Below are 20,760 nucleotides of genomic sequence, written 5' to 3'. Positions count from 1 at the left end.
GCCATGATGCCCGCCGGGCCTGTGCGAGAGCCATCGGCCCGGCCGCCCGGTACTGTCGGCCGGGATGGACAAGACCCTGATCGTGACCAACGACTTCCCGCCCCGCCCCGGCGGCATCCAGGCATTCCTGCACAACATGGCACTGCGCCTGGACCCCGGACAGATCGTCGTATACACCTCCACCTGGAAGCGCAGCCCCGAAGGCATCGCGGCCACCGCCGCCTTCGACGCCGAGCAGCCGTTCACCGTCGTCCGAGACCGTACGACGATGCTGTTGCCGACCCCGCGGGTCACCCGGCGCGCGGTGCAGCTGCTGCGCGTACACGGCTGCACATCCGTCTGGTTCGGCGCCGCCGCCCCGCTCGGGCTGATGGCTCCGGCGCTGCGCAGGGCCGGAGCCCGCCGCCTGGTCGCCACCACGCACGGGCACGAGGCGGGCTGGGCCCAGCTGCCCGCGGCCCGGCAGCTGCTGGGCAGGATCGGCGAGACCACGGACACGATCACCTACCTGGGGGAGTACACCCGCTCCCGGATCGCCACCACACTCAGCCCCGAGGCGGCGGACCGCATGGTCCAACTGCCGCCCGGCGTCGACGAGAAGACCTTCCACCCGGACTCCGGCGGGGACCTGATCAGGGCCCGGCTCGGGCTCTCGGACCGGCCCGTCGTCGTCTGTGTGTCACGGCTCGTGCCGCGCAAGGGCCAGGACACGCTGATCCTCGCGATGCCCGCGATCCTGGCGCAGGTACCGGACGCGGTGCTGTTGATCGTCGGTGGCGGACCGTACGCCAAGGAGCTGAAGCGGCTGGCCGAGGAGACGGGCGTCGGCGACTCGGTGCGCTTCACCGGGCCGGTGCCGTGGGACGAACTGCCTGCCCACTGCGGCGCGGGCGACGTCTTCGCCATGCCGTGCCGGACCCGTCGGGGCGGCCTCGACGTGGAGGGCCTCGGCATCGTCTTCCTGGAGGCGTCCGCGACCGGACTGCCGGTGGTGGCGGGCGACTCGGGCGGTGCGCCGGACGCCGTGCTCGACGGCGAGACCGGGTGGGTGGTGCGCGGCGGCTCCGTGGAGGAGTCGGCCGACCGGATCGTCACCCTGCTCCGTGACCCGGAGCTGCGGCAGCGGATGGGGGAGCGGGGGCGGGCCTGGGTCGAGGAGAAGTGGCGCTGGGACCTGCTGGCCGACAGGCTCCGTGCGCTGCTCTGAGCCCACGTGACGCGGTACGCCGAGGGAGCCCGCGCGAGTACGTGAGAGGGGGCCCGCACGCGCCGTGCGGGCCCCCTCTCACGTGCTTCGGTCAGCCCCGGTAGATCGACTCGACCTCGTCCGCGAAGTCCTTCGCCACCACATTCCGCTTCAGCTTCAGCGACGGTGTGATGTGACCCGCCTCCTCGGTGAACTGGGACGCCAGGATGCGGAACTTGCGTACCGACTCCGCCTTGGACACCGCGGCGTTCCCGTCGTCCACCGCCCGCTGCACCTCGGCCAGCAGCTCCGGGTCCTCACGCAGCGACACGGCCGTCGAGCCGGCCGGCTTGCCGTGCTCCTCGGCCCAGCGGCCCAGGAACTCCTCGTCCAGGGTGATCAGTGCGCCCACGAACGGCCGCCCGTCGCCGACCACCATGCACTCGGCGACCAGGGCGTGCCCGCGGATGCGGTCCTCGATCACCGCGGGAGCGACGTTCTTGCCGCCCGCCGTGACGATGATCTCCTTCTTGCGTCCGGTGATCGCGAGATAGCCGTCCTCGTCGAGCGTGCCGATGTCGCCCGTGTGGAACCAGCCGTCGGCCAGCGCCTCGACCGACGCCACCTCGTTGTTCCAGTAGCCGGTGAACAGGTGCTCGCCGTGCAGCAGTACCTCGCCGTCGTCGGCGATCCGGACGACCGAGCCGGGCAGCGGCTGGCCGACCGTACCGATCTTCTGCCGGTCCCACGGATTGAACGCGGTGGCCGCACACGTCTCGGTGAGGCCATAGCCCTCGAGCACCGTGAAGCCGATACCGCGGTAGAAGTGGCCGAGCCGTTCGCCCAGCGGTGCGCCGCCGGAGATCGCGTACTCGCCGCGTCCGCCGAGGACGGCCCGCAGCTTGCTGTAGACCAGCCGGTCGAAGATCTTGTGCTTGAACTTCAGGCCCATGGACGGGCCCTGAGGGGTGCCCAGCGCGCGGCTGTACGCGATCGCCGTGTTCGCGGCCTTGTCGAAGATCCTGCCCTTGCCGTCGGCCTGCGCCCCGGCGCGCGCCGAGTTGTAGACCTTCTCGAAGACCCGCGGCACACCGAGGATCAACGTCGGCCGGAAGGAGGCCAGTTCATCGGTGAGATTCTTGATGTCCGGTACGCAGCCGAGCTTGATCGGGGCCATCACCGAGGCCACCTCGACCAGCCGTCCGAAGACATGCGCGGCGGGCAGGAAGAGCAGCACCGAACACTCGCCGGTACGGAAGAGGGGCTTCAGCCGCTCCACCACATTGCCGCACTCCGCGAAGAAGCTGCGGTGCGTGAGCACGCAGCCCTTGGGGCGGCCGGTGGTGCCCGAGGTGTAGACGATGGTGGCCGGGTCGTCCGCCTTGGCGCTCGCCATCCGCAGGTCCAGAGTCTCGTCCGAGACGTCCTCGCCGGTCGCCGACAGTTGGCGGACCGCGTCGTCCTCGATCTGCCAGATGCCCTTCAGGGCAGGCAGATCCGCCTGGACCGAGACCACGGAGGCCCGGTGCGCCTCCGACTCCACGATGCACAGGGTGGCACCGGAGTCACCGAGGATCCACTGGATCTGCTCGGGCGAGCTGGTCTCGTACACCGGGACGGTGACCGCGCCCGCGCTCCAGATCGCGAAGTCGAGCAGTACCCACTCGTAGCGCGTACGGGAGAGCAGGGCCACCCGGTCGCCCGCTTCGATGCCCGCAGCGATCAGGCCCTTGGCGACGGCTCTGACCTCGGCCAGGAACTGTGTGGCGTCGACATCGGTCCACACTCCCGCCACTTTGCGGCTCATCACCGCAACATCGGGATGCTGAGCGGCATTGCGGCGGATGAGATCCGTCAGGTTGCCGTCCGAGGGGACCTCGTACAGGGCCGGAAGGCTGAACTCGCGCAAGACTGCTGCTCCTCATCGGGCTCCGGTGCCACGGCTCTGTGTGACGCACCGGCTGCGGTCCAGGACTGGCGGGTGCTCAGTGGGGTGAGCACGACTGGACTGCCCGGACGTTACCCACCAGTACTCGGTTCCCGATAGGGGGTTCCGGCCAGATGTCTTATGCGTCACACACAACGGTGATCCTTGCGCGCACAGTAGTCCACTGTGATCACCGCCCGGAGGTCGTCGCAGGTCCGGCGGCCTCTACCCAGGTGGGCAGCAGAGTTCTAGGGTGATCGTCATGCCAGCCGGACCGAACAGCCGAGGAACCTCGACCGCACGGCGCACGCGCGTTCATGTGGTCAGTGATGTGCACGGCAGCACCGAGGCCCTGGCCCGCGCGGGGGACGGCGCCGACGCGCTGATCTGCCTCGGTGACCTGGTGCTCTTCCTCGACTACGCCGACCACTCGCGCGGCATCTTCCCCGATCTGTTCGGCGTGGAGAACGCCGACCGGATCGTCGAACTGCGCACCGCTCGCCGCTACGAGGAGGCCCGCGAGTTCGGCCGCGGCCTGTGGGCGGGCATGGACCGCAACGCCGCGATCGTCTCGGCGGTGCGCAAGCAGTACGCCGAACTCTTCGCCGCCTTCCCCACCCCGACGTACGCCACCTACGGCAACGTCGACATCCCCGACCTGTGGCCCGAGTACGCACGCCCGGGCACCACCGTCCTCGACGGCGACCGCGTCGAGATCGGCGGCCGCGTATTCGGCTTCGTCGGCGGCGGCCTGAAGACCCCGATGAACACCCCGTACGAGATCAACGACGAGGAGTACGCGGCCAAGATCGGGGCCGTCGGCCCGGTCGACGTGCTCTGCACCCACATTCCCCCCGATGTGCCGGAGCTGACGTACGACACGGTGGCCCGCCGCTTCGAACGCGGCAGCCGGGCCCTGCTCGACGCCATCCGCAGGACCCGCCCCCGGTACGCACTGTTCGGCCATGTCCACCAGCCGCTGGTCCGCCGGATGCGGATCGGCACCACCGAATGCGTGAACGTCGGCCACTTCGCGTCCACCGGCAGGCCCTGGGCGCTGGAATGGTGACGGCACCGGCACCGGACCCTGGAACGAGGTGCCGCGCACACGCGATAGCCTTCTGACGGCAGGCCTCTGCCGACGCACCGGTACACCGCACTGGAGGAGCCACGGCGATGGCTGAACACACCAGCTCGAGCATCACGATCGAGGCGGCGCCGGCCGACGTCATGGGAGTGATCGCCGACTTCGCCCGCTATCCGGAGTGGACCGGCGAGGTCAAGGAGGCCGAGGTCCTCTCCACCGACGACCAGGGCCGCGCCGAGAAGGTCCGTCTCGTCCTCGACGCCGGAGCGATCAAGGACGACCACACCCTCGCGTACACCTGGATCGGCGACTACGAGGTCAGCTGGACCCTCGTCAAGTCCCAGATGCTGCGCGCCATCGACGGCTCCTACGCGCTCGCCCCGCTCGGCGACGGCGACCGCACCGAGGTCACCTACCGGCTGACCGTCGACGTCAAGATCCCGATGCTCGGCATGATCAAGCGCAAGGCCGAGAAGGTCATCATCGACCGCGCCCTGGCCGGCCTGAAGAAGCGCGTCGAGTCCGTCCCGAAGGCCTGACCCGGTGCGTACGGTCCTCGTCACCGGCCCCGGCGGCGCCGGCCGTACCACCGTCGCGGCGGCGACCGCGCTGGCCGCGGCCCGTCGGGGGCGTCGCACCCTGCTGCTCTCCGCCGACGCCATACCCGGCTTCCCCGAAGGCACGGAACCCACCGAGGTCACGGACGGCCTGTGGTCCGCCCGTATCGACTCCGGCGAACATTTCCGCAGCGAACTGCTCACCCTCCAGGACCAGGCGTCCGGCGTGCTCGACCTGCTCGGCGGGAACCGGCTGGACGGTGAGGAGCTCACCGAACTCCCCGGCAGCGCCCAGCTCGCCCTCCTGCACGCCCTGCGCCGCGCCGCCCGGGGCGACTGGTCGCCGGGCGGCTACGAACTCCTCGTCGTCGACCTGCCGCCGCTGCGCGAAGCGCTCGCCGTACTCGCCCTGCCCGAACAGCTGCGCCGCTATCTGCGCCGGCTGCTGCCCCAGGAACGCCAGGCCGCACGCGCCCTGCGCCCGATGCTCGCCCAGCTCGCCGGCGTGCCCATGCCCGCCCAGTGGCTGTACGAGGCCGCCGCCCGCAGGGACGCCGAGCTGGCCGCCGTCCAGGCTCTGATCGAGGACCGCAACACCACGCTGCGGCTGGTCGCCGAACCAGGCCCCGCCGCCGAGGACGCTCTGCGCACCGCCCGCACCGGACTCGCCCTGCACGGACTGCGCGTCGACACCCTCGCGGTGAACCGGGTACTGCCCAGGCACTCCGGCGACCCCTGGTTCGCGGCCCTCGCCGCGCAGCAGGAGAAGACCATCGACCACTGGTACGAGGAATGGGTGCCCGCGGCAGCCCTGTGCGAAGTGCCCCACCTCGGCCGCGATCCGCGGGGCCTGGACGACCTCACGCTTCTCGACACCGGAGCCGGCTCCACCGTCTTCGAGGAGGCGGGCACCGGCGGCGGCCTCTTCGAGGGCGACGGACTCGCCGCGGAACTGGACGACCGGAGCCCCGGCAGGGCCGACGACCCCTGGTGGATCGAGGACCCGAACGCTCCGGACGGCCTCGACGAGCTGCGGGCGCTACTGCCCGGCAGCCGGATCGTGACCGCCCCGCCGCCCGACGAGGGCGACTCCGTTCTGGTCTGGTGCCTGCCCCTGCCCGGCGTCGTCAAGTCGGACCTCCAGCTGGTGCGCCGCGGCGACGAACTGCTCCTCACCGTGGGACCGTTCCACCGGATCGTCCCCCTGGAGTCCGGGCTGCGCCGTTGCACCGTCTCCGGCGCCGCCCTCACCGACGGGGTGCTCCGGGTCCGGTTCACGCCGGACCCGGGTCTGTGGCCCCGGACGAGCTGAACGGCGCATCACGGTTCGGGTAACGTCGGTAGTAGGTGTCCCGTATGCCGGGCCGCCGGCAAACCACGTCGCAGGAGTCCGCCATGAGCGAAGCCACCGATCGCCCCGTCGACGACGACGCGTGGGCGAAGGCCTGCGCCGAGGACCTCGAAGCGGAGAAGGCCCGCCGCCGCGCCCAGCACGGCCCGCCGCCCGGCTCCGCAGCCGAGGAGCTGCGCAAGCTGGTCGACGCCGTGGCCGACAAGGTCTCGTCCCTCCAGTCGCCGCTGTTCGGCGCGGCGGCCCAGGGCACCGTGCAGCAGATCATCAAGCAGGCCAAGTCCGTCGTCGAGCCCGTCATCGAACGCAATCCGGACGTCTTCGACCACATCGCCGCGGCCGGCAACGAACTCCTCGCCGCCTACCGCTCCGCCGTGGAAGGCCAGGAACGCCGCTGGACCCAGGGCGCCGGGGCCCCCGCTGGCACCGATAAGAAGGCCGACGACCCCACCGACCCGCGCGACGAGGGCCCCGCAGCGGGCGAACACATCGATCTGGACTGACCGGCACGGATGGGCCGGGTCCCCGGCTCGGGTACCGTTGGCCACAGCGGGGCTCGACCGAAACTGAGGGATTCATGGGACTCACCATCGGCGTCGATATCGGCGGCACGAAGATCGCAGCTGGAGTGGTCGACGAAGAGGGCCGGATCCTCTCGATGTTCAAGGTGCCGACCCCGCCGACGGCTGAAGGCATCGTGGACGCGATCGCGGCGGCCGTGTCCGGCGCGGGCGAGGGCCACCAGATCGACGCCGTCGGCATCGGCGCCGCCGGATATGTCGACGACAAGCGGGCCACCGTGCTGTTCGCGCCGAACATCAACTGGCGGCATGAGCCGCTGAAGGACAAGGTCGAACAGCGCGTCGGCCTGCCGGTCGTCGTCGAGAACGACGCCAACGCCGCCGCCTGGGGCGAGTACCGCTTCGGCGCCGGACAGGGCCACGACGACGTCATCTGCATCACGCTCGGCACCGGTCTCGGCGGCGGCATCATCATCGGCAACAAGCTGCGCCGCGGACGCTTCGGTGTGGCCGCCGAGTTCGGCCACATCCGGGTCGTCCCGGACGGTCTGCTCTGCGGCTGCGGCAGCCAGGGCTGCTGGGAGCAGTACGCGTCCGGGCGCGCCCTGGTCCGCTACGCGAAGCAGCGTGCCAACGCCACCCCCGAGAACGCCACGATCCTGTTGTCGCTCGGCGACGGCACGGTGGACGGCATCGAGGGCAAGCACATCAGCACGGCCGCCCGGCAGGGCGACCCGGTGGCGATCGACTCGTTCCGCGAGCTGGCCCGCTGGGCCGGGGCCGGACTCGCCGACCTCGCCTCGCTCTTCGACCCGTCCGCGTTCATCGTCGGCGGCGGTGTGTCGGACGAGGGCGACCTCGTCCTCGACCCGATCCGCAAGTCGTTCCGGCGCTGGCTGATCGGCGGCGAATGGCGTCCGCACGCCCAGGTGCTCGCGGCACAACTGGGCGGCAAGGCAGGTCTGGTGGGCGCGGCCGACCTGGCCCGCCAGGGCTGAACCACCCGGAACCGCACAGAGCCGGACGCCCGTCGCGCCCCCCTGGGGAGCGGCGGGCGTCCGTCGTATCGTGAGACGCATGGTCCTGACGCCGCTGCCCGACTCCCGTACCGAGCCGGATGGTTCGGCCGTCATCAGAGTGCTCAGCTACAACGTCCGGTCGATGCGCGACGACTGCGAGGCACTGGCCCGCGTCATCAGCGCCTGCGCCCCCGACCTCGTCCTCATCCAGGAAGCCCCGCGCTTCTTCCGCTGGCGCAAGCGTGCCGCCTGGCTCGCGGCCCGCACCGACCTGGTCGTCCTGAGCGGCGGCGCCACGGCGGCCGGGCCACTGCTGCTCTGTTCGCTGCGGGCCACCGTGGAGCGGACACAGGACGTGCTGCTGCCACTCACCCCCGGACTGCACCGCAGGGGCTTCGCCACATCGGTGGTGCGGATCGCGGGCACCCGGATCGGTCTGCTGAGCTTCCATCTGAGCCTGCAGCGCGACGAACGCCTGGCCCAGACACAGATGCTGCTGGAACGGCTGGACGCGATGGGCGTCGAGCACGCCATCGCGGCCGGCGACCTCAACGACGTACCGACCGGGACCGCGTTCAGGCGGCTGGCCGGGCGGCTCCAGGACTGCTGGGCCGTGAGGCCGTGGGGTGACGAGAACACCTTCTCGCCGGACCATCCGCGGCGGCGCATCGACGCCGTGTTCGCGACGGGCGGGATCGAGGTGCTCGGCTGCGGTGTCCCCAAAGGGCTGCCCGGTGTCACCGACGCGGACCTGCGGGCGGCCACGGACCACCTGCCGGTACTGGCGGCACTACGGGTACCCGTGACCAGGCCTTGAGCTGCTGCGCGGCAGCAGCTCAAGGCCACTTCGGCCGGCCCGGTCTCAGACCACCGCTCCGCGCCCCGGGTCGTCGCCGTCCTCGTCGTCGTCCTGCATCCGCGCCACCAGCGTGACGAAGCCGCCCAGGAATCCGCCGACGCAGACCGTCGTGAGCCACCAGGTCATGTCCCACCGCAGCAGCACCGCGATCAGCATCAGCACCGGACCGCCGACGACCGCGAGCCAGGCGAACTTCGCCGTGACATCGGCCTCCGGCAGCGGCGGCGGCTCCGGCGGGACGAAATGCCCCTCGTCGCTGTCGTCGATGTCGCCGTCCTTCGGCTCCTCGACCTCGTAGTCGCGCGGACCGGCGACGCCGGGGGCGAAGACGATCGAGCTGCCGAGCGGCTTCTCCGGCGGCTTCGGGGTCTTCTTCCCGACCCCCTTGTCCGGATCCAGGACCCCCGACTGATCATCCTCCAGCAGTGCGAGATCCTCGATCGACCTGAACGGCTTGGCGCCCGGCGGGTCCGGCGGCTCCTCGCCGTACCCCGCCACGATCGCCTTCCACACGGCGTCCTCGTCCATCGACGGGTCGGACCGCTCGGCGTCGGCGCCCGGCTGCACTTTCTGGGCAGCGGCATCCTGCGGACCCGTACCGTCGTCGGGGACGGACGTTCCCTCTGCGGGAAGAGCCGCTCCCTCCGCGGGGAGAGCAGCTCCTTCCGCGGGCAGGGGCTCGCGTCCCTCCTCGCTGCCCGCGCGCTCCGCGTCGTGCTCAGCCACCTGACGTGCTCCCCTTCTTTCCTGCGCTCGGAGCGAGGCGGCCGATGAACCGGTAGCTCTCGTCGAAGATCCGCTCCGCATCGTGGTCCAACGTCGCCACGTGGTAGCTCTGTTCCAGCAGGATCTCCTCGACATCCGTCGACGACACCCGGCTGAGGATCCGGGCCGAGTCGGCGGGCGGCACCACATGGTCCTGCGGGCTGTGCAGCAGGACGACCGGCTGGGTGACCTGGGGCAGCTCGACGTCGACCAGGCGGAGGAAATTCCGCAGCGAATGCGCCGCGTGCAACGGCACCCGGTCGTACCCCACCTCGGCGGAGCCCTCCAGGGCGATATCGCTCGCCAGCCCCTTCGTCGTCCGCACCAGATGGCGGGCGACCGGCAGCGCGTACGCCGACAGGCCGTGCACCTTGTTCGCCGGATTGACGAGCACCAGACCGCTGATCGCGTTCCCGTGCTTCGCCGCCAGCCGCAGCGTGAGCGCGCCGCCCATGGAAAGCCCGAAGACGAAGACCTGGCTGCACCGCTCCAGCAGGGCGCGCAGCTCCCGGTCCACCTCCGCGTACCAGTCCTGCCAGCCCGTGATCTGCATGTCCTCCCAGCGGGTGCCGTGCCCGGGCAGCAGCGGCAGCGAGACGGTGAGCCCGCGCTCCGCCAGATAGTCGGCCCAGGGGCGCAGCGACTGCGGGGAACCGGTAAATCCGTGGCAGAGAAGGACGCCGACCTCTCCGCCCTCGTGGCGGAACGGCTCGGCTCCAGGCAGGACCGGCACCGGGGTCTCCTGTTCGTGAGGCTCGAAGGGGAGCGAAAGGGGGGAGTGCAGAAGGATTACTTCACCGTACGCGACCGGACCGACACCGACCAGGGCCGTCACGGCCCCGGCCGCCGCTTCGGCTCCGTGCCGGGCGGGAGCGCGGACGGCCCCAGGGGTTAAGGTCTGTCGGACAGCACACAGGAGGCACCAGAGTTGATCTACGGCGCAATGAAGTTCTCCATCGGCGGGTCGTTGAAGCTCGCCTTCAGGCCATGGGTGGAGGGCCTGGAGAACATCCCCGCGCAGGGACCGGCGATCCTCGCGAGCAACCATCTGTCGTTCTCCGACTCCTTCTTCCTGCCGGCCGTCCTGGACCGCAAGGTCACCTTCATCGCCAAGTCCGAGTACTTCACCGCGCCCGGTGTGAAGGGCAAACTGACCGCCGCCTTCTTCAAGGGCGTCGGCCAGCTCCCGGTGGACCGCTCGGGTGCCCGCGGCGCCGGCGAGGCGGCCATCAAGGCGGGCATCGAGGTCATCGAGAGCGGCGGGCTCTTCGGCATCTACCCGGAGGGCACCCGCTCGCCCGACGGCCGCCTCTACCGAGGCAAGCCCGGCGGACTCGCCCGGGTGGCGCTGGCCACCGGAGCGCCCGTCATCCCCGTCGCGATGATCGACACGGAGAAGATCCAGCCGCCGGGCCAGGTGATCCCCAAGCTGATGCGCCCGGGGATCAGGATCGGCAAGCCGCTCGACTTCAGCCGCTACCACGGCATGGAGGGGGACCGCTTCATCCTGCGCTCGGTCACCGACGAGGTGATGTACGAGATCATGAAGCTCTCCGGCCAGGAGTACGTCGACATCTACGCGACCGCCGCCAAGCGGCAGATCGCGGACGAGGCGAAGCGCCGCGCCGAGGAGCAGAAGCACGCGGCCAGAGAGTCCGGAACGCAAGGGTGACGGAACGGTCCGGCGCGTAACCGCGTCGTTTCCGTCCGGGGGGTGGGGAAATGGCCAGGCGCGAGCGGGTCGTGCGCATGTCGGTCGAGCAGCCGCTGTGGAGTGCGCTGACTGCGTACCGCATTCTGACGATGATCTACGCGATCCTGCTCGCCGTCTTCGGCCGGGACAGGTACGACCGGCCCTGGGTCGCCATCGCCTTCCTGGTGGTGATGGCGGCGTGGACGCTCGGCACCCTCCCGAAGGTCGCGGGCGCCGTCGCCTGCACCAAGCGTTTCCTCGGCGCCGACCTGGCCCTCGCCCTCGTGGGCATCCTCCTCACCCCGCTCGCCGACTTCGAGGCCCAGATCGTCGACGGTCCGACGCTGCCGTCCATCTGGACCGCGGGCTCCGTGCTGGCCTTCGCGATCAAGGGCGGCTGGCGCTGGGCGGCCTTCGCCTCCACCTTCGTCGCCGTCGCCAACATCATCGAGCGCGGTCAGCCCAGCCGGGACACCTTCCACAACGTCCTGCTGGTCTGGGTCGCCTCCATCGCCATCGGTTACGTCGTGGAGGTGGCCAGGGCCAGTGAGCGCACCCTCGCCCGCGCTCTGGAGATCGAGGCCGCCACCCGCGAGCGGGAGCGGCTGGCCCGCGACATCCACGACAGCGTGCTCCAGGTCCTCGCGATGGTGCAGCGGCGCGGTACGGCGCTGGGCGGCGAGGCCGCCGAACTGGGCCGGATGGCCGGGGAGCAGGAAGTCGCCCTGCGCACCCTGGTCTCCAGCGGTCTGGTGCCCACCACCCGGGTCTCCGAGGACGCCGCCGAGGGCGCCGTGGTCCGCAGCGTCGAGGTCGACGACGAACCGTCCGGGCAGGCCGACTGCGATCTGCGCTCCCTGCTCGCACCGCACGCCGGCTCCCGGATCAGTTTCGCGGAGCCCGGCGCACCGGTGCTGCTCGCTCCCGGGGCGGCGAAGGAGTTGGCGGCCGCTGTCAGTGCCGCCCTGGACAATGTCCGTGTCCATGCGGGGGAGAATGCCCAGGCCTGGATCCTTGTCGAGGACTGGCCGGACGAGGTGATCGTGACGGTCCGGGACGACGGCCCCGGCATCCCGGAGGGGCGGCTCGCCCAGGCCGAAGGGGAGGGGCGGATGGGGGTCGCCCTGTCGATCCGGGGAAGGCTGCGTGACCTGGGCGGCACGGCAGAGTTGATTTCGGTGCCCGGCCAGGGCACCGAGGTCGAGTTGAAGATTCCGAAGGTTTCACGGGGGAAGGCAGGATCAGCAGGATGAGCACGGAGAACATCCAGGGTGCCGAGGAGCGGACCATCAGGGTGATGGTCGTCGACGACCACCCGATGTGGCGCGATGCCGTCGCCCGCGATCTTTCCGAGTCCGGTTTCGAGGTGGTGGCGACCGCCGGTGACGGGCCGCAGGCCGTCCGCAGGGCGAAGGCCGCCATCCCCGACGTCCTCGTACTCGACCTCAACCTGCCCGGCATGCCCGGCGTACAGGTCTGCAAGGAACTCGTCGGCTCCCACCCCGGACTGCGCGTCCTGGTGCTTTCCGCCAGCGGCGAGCACGCCGACGTACTGGAGGCGGTCAAGTCCGGCGCCACCGGCTATCTGCTCAAGTCGGCCAGTACGCAGGAGCTGACCGAGGCCGTGCGATCCACCGCCGTGGGCGACCCCGTCTTCACCCCGGGCCTTGCCGGACTGGTCCTCGGCGAGTACCGCAGGCTCGCCTCCGACCCCACGCCCGTCGCCTCCGACGAACCCAAGGCCCCGCAGCTCACCGATCGCGAGACCGAGGTGCTGCGGCTGGTCGCCAAGGGGCTCTCGTACAAGCAGATCGCCGAGCGTCTGGTCATCTCGCACCGCACCGTCCAGAACCACGTCCAGAACACCCTGGGCAAGCTCCAGTTGCACAACCGGGTGGAGCTCGTGCGGTACGCGATCGAGCGCGGCCTCGACGACGCCTGAACGCGCCGGAGCGTGCAGCTCCGCAGCTGTGAGACCAACCGCCCCTTAACGCAACGGATTTGACCTTCCACCCCATCCCTGAGTGACCTGGATCACGATTAACGTGGTGGTCGGGGGGCTCACTTCGGCGAAGGGATGCTTCCATGCGGGTCGGAGTACTGACCGGGGGCGGCGACTGCCCCGGGCTCAATGCGGTCATCCGCGCCATCGTCCGCAAGGGCGTGCAGGAGTACGGCTACGACTTCATCGGATTCCGGGACGGCTGGCGCGGCCCGCTGGAGGGCGAGACGGTGCCGCTCTCCATTCCGGCGGTGCGTGGCATCCTGCCGCGCGGCGGCACCATCCTCGGTTCCTCGCGCACCAATCCGCTCGGCGCGGAGCACGGCGTCCGCCGGATCAGGGACAACCTCGCCAAGTACGAGGTCGATTCGCTCATCACGATCGGCGGCGAGGACACCCTGGGCGTGGCGGCGACCCTGTCCGACGAACACGGCATCAAGTGCGTCGGCGTTCCCAAGACCATCGACAACGACCTCTCCGCCACCGACTACACCTTCGGATTCGACACGGCTGTCGGCATCGCGACCGAGGCCATCGACCGGCTGCACACCACCGCCGAATCCCATATGCGAGTTCTCGTCGTCGAGGTGATGGGCCGTCATGCGGGCTGGATCGCGCTCCACTCGGGACTGGCCGGCGGTGCGAATGTCATCCTCATCCCGGAACAGCGCTTCGACATCGATCAGGTGTGCGCCTGGGTGACCTCCCGTTTCAGGGCGAGCTACGCACCGATAGTGGTGGTCGCCGAAGGGGCCATGCCCGCGCAGGGCGAGATGATCCTCAAGGACGGATCGCACGACTCCTTCGGTCACGTCCGGCTCTCCGGCGTCGGCGAATGGCTGGCCAAGGAGATCGAGAGCCGCACCGGCAAGGAGGCCAGAACGACCGTCCTCGGTCATGTCCAGCGCGGCGGCACCCCCAGTGCCTTCGACCGCTGGCTGGCCACCCGCTTCGGCCTGCACGCGATCGATGCCGTGCGGGACGGCGACTTCGGCACGATGGTCGCCCTGAAGGGCACCGGTATCGTCCGGGTGCCGATCGCGGAGGCGACTGCCCGGCTCAAGACCGTCGACCCGGCCCTCTACGCGGAGGCAGGTGTCTTCTTCGGCTGAGCGGCGCACCGGGGACCGGGCGGCGCACCGGGGGCAGGGGTCGTATATTCGCGATGACCGGCCCATGTCACCTGATCTGCGCAATGAACGGGAGAAGTCATGGAAATCCTGGCATTCGGTGTGCAGTCCGACGAGAAGCCGCTGCTCGAGAAGGCCTTCGCCGGACAGCACGAGGTCCGTTGCCTGGACGTCTTCCTCACCAAGGACACCGCCCCCATCGCGGCGGGCCACGAGATCATCTCCACCAGCGTCAACGCCGACCTGGGCAGCAGCGTCCTGCAGACCCTCGCAGCGGGTGGCACACAGATGATCGCCCAGCGCTCCACCGGCTTCAACAACATCGATCTCGACGTCGCCGAGCGGCTCGCCCTGCGGGTCGCCCGCGTCTCCTACTACTCGCCCTACTCGGTCGCGGAATTCGCCTGGACGCTCGCGATGGCGGTCAACCGCCGCATCATCCGGGCCGCGAGCCGCACCCGCGATTTCGATTTCCGGCTCGACGGCCTCCTCGGCCGGGACATGCACGGCCGCACGGCCGGCGTGATCGGTACGGGCAAGATCGGCGAGGCCTTCACCCGGATCGCCCACGGCTTCGGCATGAAGCTGCTCGGCTGGGACGTCGTCGAGAACCCCGCCTGCGTCGGGCTCGGCATGGAGTACGTGGAGAAGGAACAGCTCCTCGCCGATTCGGACCTGATCAGCCTGCACGTCCCGCTGCTGCCTTCGACGCACCACATCATCGGCAAGGACGCCCTGGCACGCATGAAGGACGACGCGATCCTGATCAACTCCAGCCGCGGCGGACTCATCGACACCACGGCGCTGGTCGCCGAGTTGCGCGCGGGCCGTCTCCTGGGTGTCGGACTCGATGTGTACGAGGCGGAGGCCGGGCTCTTCTTCCTCGACAAGTCCCTGGAGGGCATCGACGACGACACGCTCGCCCGGCTCGTCACCTTCCCGAACGTCGTCGTGACCTCGCACCAGGCGTACTACACCCAGGACGCCGTGGCCCAGATCATCGACGCCACCGTCCAGAACGTCGCCGACTATCTGGCCGGCCGCCGCAGCGACAACGTCCTCGTCCCGGTGCTCTCCCGGTGAACCGGGACCCCGGGGCTCCTCCGGGGTCCCCGAGCCCCCTTCAGCCGGCCACCGGCAGCCCTGCCAGCAGCCCGGCCACGATCGTCGCGCCGCGCAGTGTCAGCACCGATTCCGGGTGGAACTGCACCGAGGCGAAGCCCGGACCGCGCAGCGCGTGCAGCTCCCCGGTCGCCTCGTCCAGGCTCGCCTCGACACCGTGCGCCGCCAGCTCGGTGACCGCGTCGTCGTCGCAGCGCGCGGTGAAGCTGTTGTAGAAGCCGACCGTCTCCGGCCGCCCGAACAGATCGATCCGGGTCTGCGTGCCCTGGTACGGCACGGTCCTGCGGACGATCTCCAGACCCAGCTCCGCCGCGATCAGCTCATGGCCGAGGCAGACCCCCAGCAGCCCGTGCCGGTGATCACGGACCAGCTCCGCGGCGAACTCGCGCAGCAGCCGCATCTTCGGGTCGGTGGTGTCACCCGGGTCCCCGGGCCCGGGGCCCAGCACGACCGGTCCCTCGTGCGCCCGTACGCGCTCGCGCAGCCCCGGCTCGTCGTAGCGGTGCACCGACACCTCCAGACCCGAGGAGCGCAGCAGATGCGCCAGCATCGCGGTGAAGGTGTCCTCACCGTCGATCACCAGCGCATGGCCGGACAGCTCGTACGTGCGCTCCTGCATCCGCAGCCAGAACGGTGCGAGACCGCCGCGCCGGGCGTCCAGTGCCGCCTGCACCCGCGGGTCGGCCGCCAGCTGCGGAGATGCCGCCTCGGCCCGCGGCCGGCCGGGCCGCACCCCCAGCGCGGCCAGCACGCCTGCCGCCTTCGCACGGGTCTCGGCGACCTCGCTGTCCGGATCGGAGTGGCGTACGAGTGTCGCCCCGACCGGTACCTGCACATGCCCGTCGGCCGAGATGTCGGCGGTACGGATCAGGATCGGTGAGTCCAGGGTCTGCGCACCGCCCGGCTCCTGCCGCAGCAGCGCCAGCGCGCCCGCGTAGTAGCCGCGGCCGCCGGGCTCGTACCGCTCGATGACCCGGCAGGCGTTCTGCACGGGGGAGCCGGTGACCGTGGCCGCGAACATGGTCTCCTTCAGTACCTCCCGCACATCCAGCGAGGAACGCCCGCGCAGCTCGTACTCCGTGTGTGCGAGATGGGTCATCTCCTTGAGCCGCGGCCCGACCACCACCCCGCCCATGTCGCCGACGGTGCACATCATCTTGAGTTCCTCGTCGACCACCATGGAGAGCTCGTCCCTCTCCTTGCGGTCGGAGAGGAAGGCCAGCAGATCCTCGGCGGTCGGGCCCTCGGCGGGGTAGCGGTACGTCCCGCTGATCGGGTTCATCACGACCGTCCCGCCGGACATCCGCACATGTACCTCGGGGCTGGCACCGACGAGCGTCCGCCCACTCGTCGCCCGCCGCCCCGACGACGAGGACCCTTCGGGCCCGCTGTCACCTGTGTGCACGACGAACGTCCAGTACGCGCCACGCTCACCGGCCAGCAGCCGCCGGAAGAGGGCCAGCGCGTCGGCCCGGCCGAAGCCGGGGATCTCGCCCCGGAAGGTCCGCCGGATGACGAAGTTCGCTCCCTCTCCCTGCCCGATCTCGTCCTCGATCACTCGCCGGACGATCCCGGCGTACTCCTCGTCGGGGACGTCGAAGGCGCCGCCCTCGACCCGCACGTCATGGACCGGCAGGTGGTCCAGCACCTCGGCCAGCGGCAGCTCGTACGTCTCCTCCGCGGTGAGCACGGACAGCGGTGTCCCGTCGTCGCGCACATCGAAACCGCGCTCGGCGATCTGCCGGAACGGCACCAGCGCGAGCGAGGGCAGCGCACCGACCGGGAGATCGGCGAGCCGGTCCACTTCCCGCACCCGGCCGATCAGCACCTCGACGGTGTCCTGGTCGTGGCCGGGGGTGAGCCGGCGCAGCAGCGCGAACGGCGGGCAGTCGTCACGGAGAAGCCTCTCGATGACCAGGTCGGTGCGGTGAGGCTGAGACATTGGGGGTGTTCCTTCCGGATGGAGGAACGGCTCCCGAAACGCAGAGAAGGCCGCCCCTCGGGCGGCCTTCGCGTGGTCTGTTGCGCGCGATCGATCAGTGGGCCGCCGGATGAGCGGTCCACCACCAGTTCTGGTTTGTCTGCGCGAACATGTTCCGAACCCTAACGGACGACCACGTCATCCGAACACGCGTCTCAACTGTTGAGCCTTCGGATGGACGCACCGCCGGACCCCGTAGTGTTGTCGATGTGACCGTGAACGCCAATACCTCCGTCGCCGGTGGCAACACCTGGCAAGACCTTCCCGCGGCGCAGCAGCCCGAGTACCCCGATGCCGAGGCTCTGCGCGATGTACTCGCGGACCTCGCGTCGTATCCGCCGCTCGTCTTCGCGGGCGAGTGCGACCAGCTGCGTGCCCGCATGGGAGCCGTCGCCAAGGGCGAGGCGTTCCTGCTGCAGGGCGGTGACTGCGCCGAGGCCTTCGACGCCGTGTCGGCCGACCACATCCGGGCCAAGCTGAAGACGCTGCTCCAGATGAGCGCCGTCCTGACCTACGCGGCCTCCGTGCCCGTCGTCAAGGTGGGCCGGATCGCCGGGCAGTACTCCAAGCCGCGCTCCAAGTCGACCGAGACCCGCGACGGCGTCACCCTGCCGACCTACCGCGGCGACTCCGTCAACGGCTTCGCCTTCACCGAGGAAGCCCGGGTCCCGGACCCCGAGCGGCTGAAGCAGATGTACCACGCATCCGCTTCCACGCTGAACCTGGTCCGTGCCTTCACCACCGGCGGTTACGCCGACCTGCGCCAGGTGCACGCCTGGAACCAGGACTTCGTGAAGTCGTCGCCGTCCGGCCAGCGCTACGAGGCGCTCGCCCGCGAGATCGACAACGCGCTGAACTTCATGAAGGCGTGCGGTACGGACCCGGCCGAGTTCAAGGCGGTCGAGTTCTACTCCTCGCACGAGGGGCTGCTGCTGGACTACGAGTCGGCGCTGACCCGCACCGACTCGCGCACCGGTGAGCTGTACGACACCTCCGGCCACATGGTCTGGATCGGTGAGCGCACCCGCCAGATGGACGGCGCTCACATCGAGTTCGCCTCGAAGATCCGTAACCCCATCGGCATCAAGCTCGGCCCGACGACCACCGTCGACGAGGCGCTCGGCTACGTCGAACGCCTCGACCCCGAGCGCGAGCCGGGCCGGCTGACCTTCATCGTCCGCATGGGCGCCGACAAGGTCCGCGACAAGCTCCCCGACCTGGTCGAGAAGGTCACCGCCTCCGGCGCCACCGTGGCCTGGGTGACCGACCCGATGCACGGCAACACCTTCGAGGCCGCCTCCGGCCACAAGACCCGTCGCTTCGATGATGTCCTTGACGAGGTCAAGGGCTTCTTCGAGGTGCACAAGGGTCTCGGCACGCACCCGGGCGGCATCCACGTCGAGCTCACCGGTGACGATGTCACCGAGTGCGTCGGTGGCGGGCACGAGATCTTCGTGGACGATCTGCACCAGCGCTACGAGACGGCATGCGACCCGCGGCTCAACCGCAGCCAGTCCCTGGACCTGGCGTTCCTGGTCGCCGAGATGTACCGGGACCAGTAGGCATCACCGCAGGCAGTGGGCGTGCGACTGTGGGGCACGGATCGATGTGATCCGTGCCCCACTGGGCGTTCGGAGGCTTTCAAGGGCTTGGAGCGCCGGGTAAGGTTAGGTTAGCCTCACCGATTGACGGGGTGGCGTCGACGACCGATCCCGCTGGGAGGTGAACCGCATGTACGTCTGCTCGTGCTTCGGCATTACGGAGAAGCAGGTCAAGGAACATGCGGAAGCCGGGGCGTGCACACCCCGGCAGATAGCCTCCGCCTGTAAGGCGGGAACGGACTGCGGCGGCTGCGTCCGCGCGATCCAGGCCGTCCTCGGCCGCGGTGCCTGCCCGCGCCGTGAGCTGATCGACCGGAAGCGGACGCCGGGCACTGCCGCCGACACCGCGACGGACACCGTCCCCGAGGTCGATCCGGGTATCGCTCCCGGCATCGCCCCGGGCGCGGCCCCGGGCATCCGGCTTCCCGAAGCGGCCTGATCCGCCGCACGGGCCCTGGGAGGGTGCTGAAGATCTCGGCCGGGCTCGCGACGCCCGGCACGCGCATCTGCGGCGTTGCCGAAACGCCCCAGTAGCTCCTTCCCCGAGCTCTCGGCTTCGTTCGAGCAGGGGAGAACCCATTCGAGGACGCTCCGGCGCCTTGCAGCTGCACGCACCGAACGCCGCTCCCTGATCCGGCCAAGATCTTCAGCGCCCTGCCTGACTAGCTGTCGGGCTGCTCGATCTGCTGGGCGATGTAGAGCGGCTCACCGAGCTTCTCGACCAGTTCCAGCTGGGTGTCGAGGTAGTCGATGTGGTGCTCCTCGTCCTCCAGGATCGACTCAAAGATGTTTGCGGACGTGATGTCGCCCTTGCCGCGCATCAGCTCGATCCCGCGCTTGAGGCGGTCGATCGCCTCCACCTCGACCTGGCGGTCGGCCTGGAACATCTCGGTGACGGTCTGACCCACCCGTACGTGGAACAGCCGCTGGTAGTTGGGCAGTCCATCGAGGAAGAGAATGCGGTCCGTGAGGATCTCGGCGTGCTTCATCTCGTCGAACGACTCGGAGCGGGTGTACTTCGCGAGCTTCGTCCAGCCGAAGTTGTCCTGCATCTTTGCATGCAGGAAGTACTGATTGATGGCGGTCAACTCGGCGGTCAGCTGCTCGTTCAGGAACTCAAGGACCTCGGGGTCGCCCTGCATCGCAGAGGCTCCTTCCAACCGGTGAACGGGGCAAGTTGGCCGCATCCTCGCACCGCACCCAGTGATCGTCCAGTAAGTACATGCTTAGTACGAGATGCCTGAATTGCCCTTGCTCTGGTCGGGACCACCCCTGCCTGTCTGTCACCATGGAGTCATGGGTCAGCCGGAAAGCCGGGAAAACAGCGCGTCAGAGCAGTCAGAGCTTCCGCCGGGACAGCGGCTCCAGCGTGGTTGGCCGGTTACCCACTACGGGCCCGTGCCCAAGTTCAAGCCCGACCGCTGGGAGTTCCGGGTCTTCGGCGCCACGGCGGACGGCGAGAAGCACTGCTGGAGCCACCAGGAGTTCTCGGTACTGCCGTTCTCCTCGGTCGTCGCCGACCTGCACTGCGTCACCAAATTCAGCATGCTCGGCGCCGAATGGGGCGGGGTGCTCGCCCGCACGGTCCTGGAACTCGCGCCACCCGCGCCGAACGTCACCCATGTGATGGTCTGGGCCGAGTACGGGTTCAGCTCGAACCTTCGGCTCTCCGACTTCGCCTCGGACCGAACACTTTTTGCCACCCACAAGGGCGGCGAGCTGCTCACCGCCGAGCACGGCTTCCCGCTCCGGCTCGTTGTGCCGCACCTCTATGCCTGGAAGGGGCCCAAGTGGGTCCGGGGCGTGGAGTACATGACGGCCGACCGCCGCGGCTTCTGGGAGGAGCGCGGCTATCACAACATCGGCGACCCGTGGCGCGAGCAGCGCTACTCCTACCAGGAAGAGCCCGGGGACGGCCCCGAGCTCTGACCTGACGGCTCCCGGGCCGGCCCGGTCCAC

General features: G+C 69.9%; 21 protein-coding genes. 15 read left to right on the top strand and 6 right to left on the bottom strand.

What is annotated here, in order from left to right:
* The first annotated feature begins 64 nt into the window (after positions 1–64).
* Positions 65–1,207 (top strand): glycosyltransferase family 4 protein, encoded by a 1,143-nt coding sequence (locus ACIPEK_RS06860; RefSeq protein WP_401991571.1) that lies wholly within the window; start codon positions 65–67, stop codon positions 1,205–1,207.
* 91 nt (positions 1,208–1,298) lie between these two features.
* On the opposite strand, the gene ACIPEK_RS06855 is transcribed toward ACIPEK_RS06860, so the two are convergent.
* Positions 1,299–3,095: an AMP-dependent synthetase/ligase gene (locus ACIPEK_RS06855; RefSeq protein WP_401991568.1), complete on the bottom strand. Its 1,797-nt coding sequence runs from the start codon at positions 3,093–3,095 to the stop codon at positions 1,299–1,301.
* 280 nt (positions 3,096–3,375) lie between these two features.
* Between ACIPEK_RS06855 and ACIPEK_RS06850 the strand changes: the two genes are divergently transcribed.
* The 6 genes from ACIPEK_RS06850 to ACIPEK_RS06825 all read left to right on the top strand — a co-directional run bounded on the left by ACIPEK_RS06850 (position 3,376) and on the right by ACIPEK_RS06825 (position 8,465).
* On the top strand, positions 3,376–4,182 hold the full coding sequence (locus tag ACIPEK_RS06850; protein WP_383075685.1) for a metallophosphoesterase: 807 nt from the start codon (positions 3,376–3,378) through the stop codon (positions 4,180–4,182).
* Positions 4,183–4,289: 107 nt separating this feature from the next.
* Positions 4,290–4,739: an SRPBCC family protein gene (locus ACIPEK_RS06845; RefSeq protein WP_266361911.1), complete on the top strand. Its 450-nt coding sequence runs from the start codon at positions 4,290–4,292 to the stop codon at positions 4,737–4,739.
* Between the two features lie 4 nt (positions 4,740–4,743).
* Positions 4,744–6,069 (top strand): ArsA family ATPase, encoded by a 1,326-nt coding sequence (locus tag ACIPEK_RS06840; protein ID WP_401991565.1) that lies wholly within the window; start codon positions 4,744–4,746, stop codon positions 6,067–6,069.
* 83 nt (positions 6,070–6,152) lie between these two features.
* Entirely contained in the window at positions 6,153–6,611 is a 459-nt protein-coding gene (locus tag ACIPEK_RS06835) for a DUF5304 domain-containing protein (RefSeq protein ID WP_383075679.1), read from the top strand.
* A 74-nt stretch (positions 6,612–6,685) separates the two neighbouring features.
* A complete protein-coding gene (locus ACIPEK_RS06830; protein WP_376209780.1) occupies positions 6,686–7,627 on the top strand; it encodes an ROK family glucokinase in 942 nt (313 codons plus the stop codon).
* Between the two features lie 79 nt (positions 7,628–7,706).
* Positions 7,707–8,465, top strand: coding sequence for an endonuclease/exonuclease/phosphatase family protein (locus ACIPEK_RS06825; protein ID WP_401991560.1), 759 nt, complete (start codon positions 7,707–7,709; stop codon positions 8,463–8,465).
* A gap of 45 nt (positions 8,466–8,510) precedes the next feature.
* Here the strand turns inward: ACIPEK_RS06825 and ACIPEK_RS06820 are convergent, their stop codons facing one another.
* Both ACIPEK_RS06820 and ACIPEK_RS06815 read right to left on the bottom strand, forming a co-directional pair.
* Positions 8,511–9,233: a hypothetical protein gene (locus tag ACIPEK_RS06820; RefSeq protein ID WP_401991558.1), complete on the bottom strand. Its 723-nt coding sequence runs from the start codon at positions 9,231–9,233 to the stop codon at positions 8,511–8,513.
* Positions 9,226–10,005 (bottom strand): alpha/beta hydrolase, encoded by a 780-nt coding sequence (locus ACIPEK_RS06815; RefSeq protein ID WP_401991555.1) that lies wholly within the window; start codon positions 10,003–10,005, stop codon positions 9,226–9,228. Before ACIPEK_RS06815 ends, ACIPEK_RS06820 begins: the two co-directional genes overlap by 8 nt.
* Before the next feature lie 210 nt (positions 10,006–10,215).
* Between ACIPEK_RS06815 and ACIPEK_RS06810 the strand changes: the two genes are divergently transcribed.
* The 5 genes from ACIPEK_RS06810 to ACIPEK_RS06790 all read left to right on the top strand — a co-directional run bounded on the left by ACIPEK_RS06810 (position 10,216) and on the right by ACIPEK_RS06790 (position 15,180).
* Positions 10,216–10,944, top strand: a complete 729-nt coding sequence (locus ACIPEK_RS06810) for a lysophospholipid acyltransferase family protein (protein WP_382898901.1) — start codon at positions 10,216–10,218, stop codon at positions 10,942–10,944.
* Positions 10,945–10,994: 50 nt separating this feature from the next.
* A complete protein-coding gene (gene macS / locus ACIPEK_RS06805; protein WP_401991552.1) occupies positions 10,995–12,218 on the top strand; it encodes a MacS family sensor histidine kinase in 1,224 nt (407 codons plus the stop codon).
* Positions 12,215–12,907, top strand: a complete 693-nt coding sequence (locus ACIPEK_RS06800; RefSeq protein ID WP_401991550.1) for a response regulator — start codon at positions 12,215–12,217, stop codon at positions 12,905–12,907. The genes macS and ACIPEK_RS06800 overlap by 4 nt, the downstream gene beginning before the upstream one ends.
* A 143-nt stretch (positions 12,908–13,050) precedes the next feature.
* Positions 13,051–14,079, top strand: coding sequence for a 6-phosphofructokinase (locus ACIPEK_RS06795; RefSeq protein WP_401991547.1), 1,029 nt, complete (start codon positions 13,051–13,053; stop codon positions 14,077–14,079).
* A gap of 99 nt (positions 14,080–14,178) precedes the next feature.
* The gene (locus tag ACIPEK_RS06790) at positions 14,179–15,180 is read left to right on the top strand and encodes a 2-hydroxyacid dehydrogenase (RefSeq protein WP_401991544.1); all 1,002 of its coding nucleotides are present in this window, start codon (positions 14,179–14,181) and stop codon (positions 15,178–15,180) included.
* A 40-nt stretch (positions 15,181–15,220) separates the two neighbouring features.
* Here the strand turns inward: ACIPEK_RS06790 and ACIPEK_RS06785 are convergent, their stop codons facing one another.
* Positions 15,221–17,161, bottom strand: a complete 1,941-nt coding sequence (locus tag ACIPEK_RS06785) for an anthranilate synthase family protein (protein ID WP_401991541.1) — start codon at positions 17,159–17,161, stop codon at positions 15,221–15,223.
* 94 nt (positions 17,162–17,255) lie between these two features.
* Positions 17,256–17,312, bottom strand: a complete 57-nt coding sequence (locus tag ACIPEK_RS06780) for a trp operon leader peptide (RefSeq protein ID WP_107408160.1) — start codon at positions 17,310–17,312, stop codon at positions 17,256–17,258.
* 103 nt (positions 17,313–17,415) lie between these two features.
* Here ACIPEK_RS06780 and ACIPEK_RS06775 point away from each other — a divergent pair, with 103 nt between their 5' ends.
* On the top strand, positions 17,416–18,762 hold the full coding sequence (locus ACIPEK_RS06775; RefSeq protein ID WP_401991852.1) for a class II 3-deoxy-7-phosphoheptulonate synthase: 1,347 nt from the start codon (positions 17,416–17,418) through the stop codon (positions 18,760–18,762).
* Positions 18,763–18,931: 169 nt separating this feature from the next.
* Complete coding sequence (locus ACIPEK_RS06770; RefSeq protein WP_401991538.1) at positions 18,932–19,240, top strand: bacterioferritin-associated ferredoxin; 309 nt, start codon at positions 18,932–18,934, stop codon at positions 19,238–19,240.
* Positions 19,241–19,463: 223 nt separating this feature from the next.
* On the opposite strand, the gene bfr is transcribed toward ACIPEK_RS06770, so the two are convergent.
* The gene (gene bfr, locus ACIPEK_RS06765) at positions 19,464–19,943 is read right to left on the bottom strand and encodes a bacterioferritin (protein ID WP_093543851.1); all 480 of its coding nucleotides are present in this window, start codon (positions 19,941–19,943) and stop codon (positions 19,464–19,466) included.
* 154 nt (positions 19,944–20,097) lie between these two features.
* Between bfr and ACIPEK_RS06760 the strand changes: the two genes are divergently transcribed.
* Positions 20,098–20,730, top strand: a complete 633-nt coding sequence (locus ACIPEK_RS06760) for a sulfite oxidase-like oxidoreductase (protein ID WP_401991535.1) — start codon at positions 20,098–20,100, stop codon at positions 20,728–20,730.
* Positions 20,731–20,760 lie beyond the last annotated feature (30 nt).

The sequence above is a fragment of the Streptomyces sp. NPDC088246 genome (genome assembly GCF_044741025.1).
In the GTDB taxonomy this organism is placed as follows: domain Bacteria; phylum Actinomycetota; class Actinomycetes; order Streptomycetales; family Streptomycetaceae; genus Streptomyces.
Note: the sequence above shows the minus strand (reverse complement) of the source record. Positions and strands in the feature narration are given on the sequence as shown.

Bases quoted from the DNA above. Each gene is read 5' to 3' on its own strand.
- ACIPEK_RS06860 (WP_401991571.1), top strand. From the start codon at position 65: ATGGACAAGACCCTGATCGTGACCAACGACTTCCCGCCCCGCCCCGGC.
- ACIPEK_RS06850 (WP_383075685.1), top strand. From the start codon at position 3,376: ATGCCAGCCGGACCGAACAGCCGAGGAACCTCGACCGCACGGCGCACG.
- ACIPEK_RS06845 (WP_266361911.1), top strand. From the start codon at position 4,290: ATGGCTGAACACACCAGCTCGAGCATCACGATCGAGGCGGCGCCGGCC.
- ACIPEK_RS06835 (WP_383075679.1), top strand. From the start codon at position 6,153: ATGAGCGAAGCCACCGATCGCCCCGTCGACGACGACGCGTGGGCGAAG.
- ACIPEK_RS06830 (WP_376209780.1), top strand. From the start codon at position 6,686: ATGGGACTCACCATCGGCGTCGATATCGGCGGCACGAAGATCGCAGCT.
- ACIPEK_RS06825 (WP_401991560.1), top strand. From the start codon at position 7,707: ATGGTCCTGACGCCGCTGCCCGACTCCCGTACCGAGCCGGATGGTTCG.
- ACIPEK_RS06810 (WP_382898901.1), top strand. From the start codon at position 10,216: ATGAAGTTCTCCATCGGCGGGTCGTTGAAGCTCGCCTTCAGGCCATGG.
- macS (WP_401991552.1), top strand. From the start codon at position 10,995: ATGGCCAGGCGCGAGCGGGTCGTGCGCATGTCGGTCGAGCAGCCGCTG.
- ACIPEK_RS06800 (WP_401991550.1), top strand. From the start codon at position 12,215: ATGAGCACGGAGAACATCCAGGGTGCCGAGGAGCGGACCATCAGGGTG.
- ACIPEK_RS06795 (WP_401991547.1), top strand. From the start codon at position 13,051: ATGCGGGTCGGAGTACTGACCGGGGGCGGCGACTGCCCCGGGCTCAAT.
- ACIPEK_RS06790 (WP_401991544.1), top strand. From the start codon at position 14,179: ATGGAAATCCTGGCATTCGGTGTGCAGTCCGACGAGAAGCCGCTGCTC.
- ACIPEK_RS06785 (WP_401991541.1), bottom strand. From the start codon at position 17,161: ATGTCTCAGCCTCACCGCACCGACCTGGTCATCGAGAGGCTTCTCCGT.
- ACIPEK_RS06770 (WP_401991538.1), top strand. From the start codon at position 18,932: ATGTACGTCTGCTCGTGCTTCGGCATTACGGAGAAGCAGGTCAAGGAA.
- bfr (WP_093543851.1), bottom strand. From the start codon at position 19,943: ATGCAGGGCGACCCCGAGGTCCTTGAGTTCCTGAACGAGCAGCTGACC.
- ACIPEK_RS06760 (WP_401991535.1), top strand. From the start codon at position 20,098: ATGGGTCAGCCGGAAAGCCGGGAAAACAGCGCGTCAGAGCAGTCAGAG.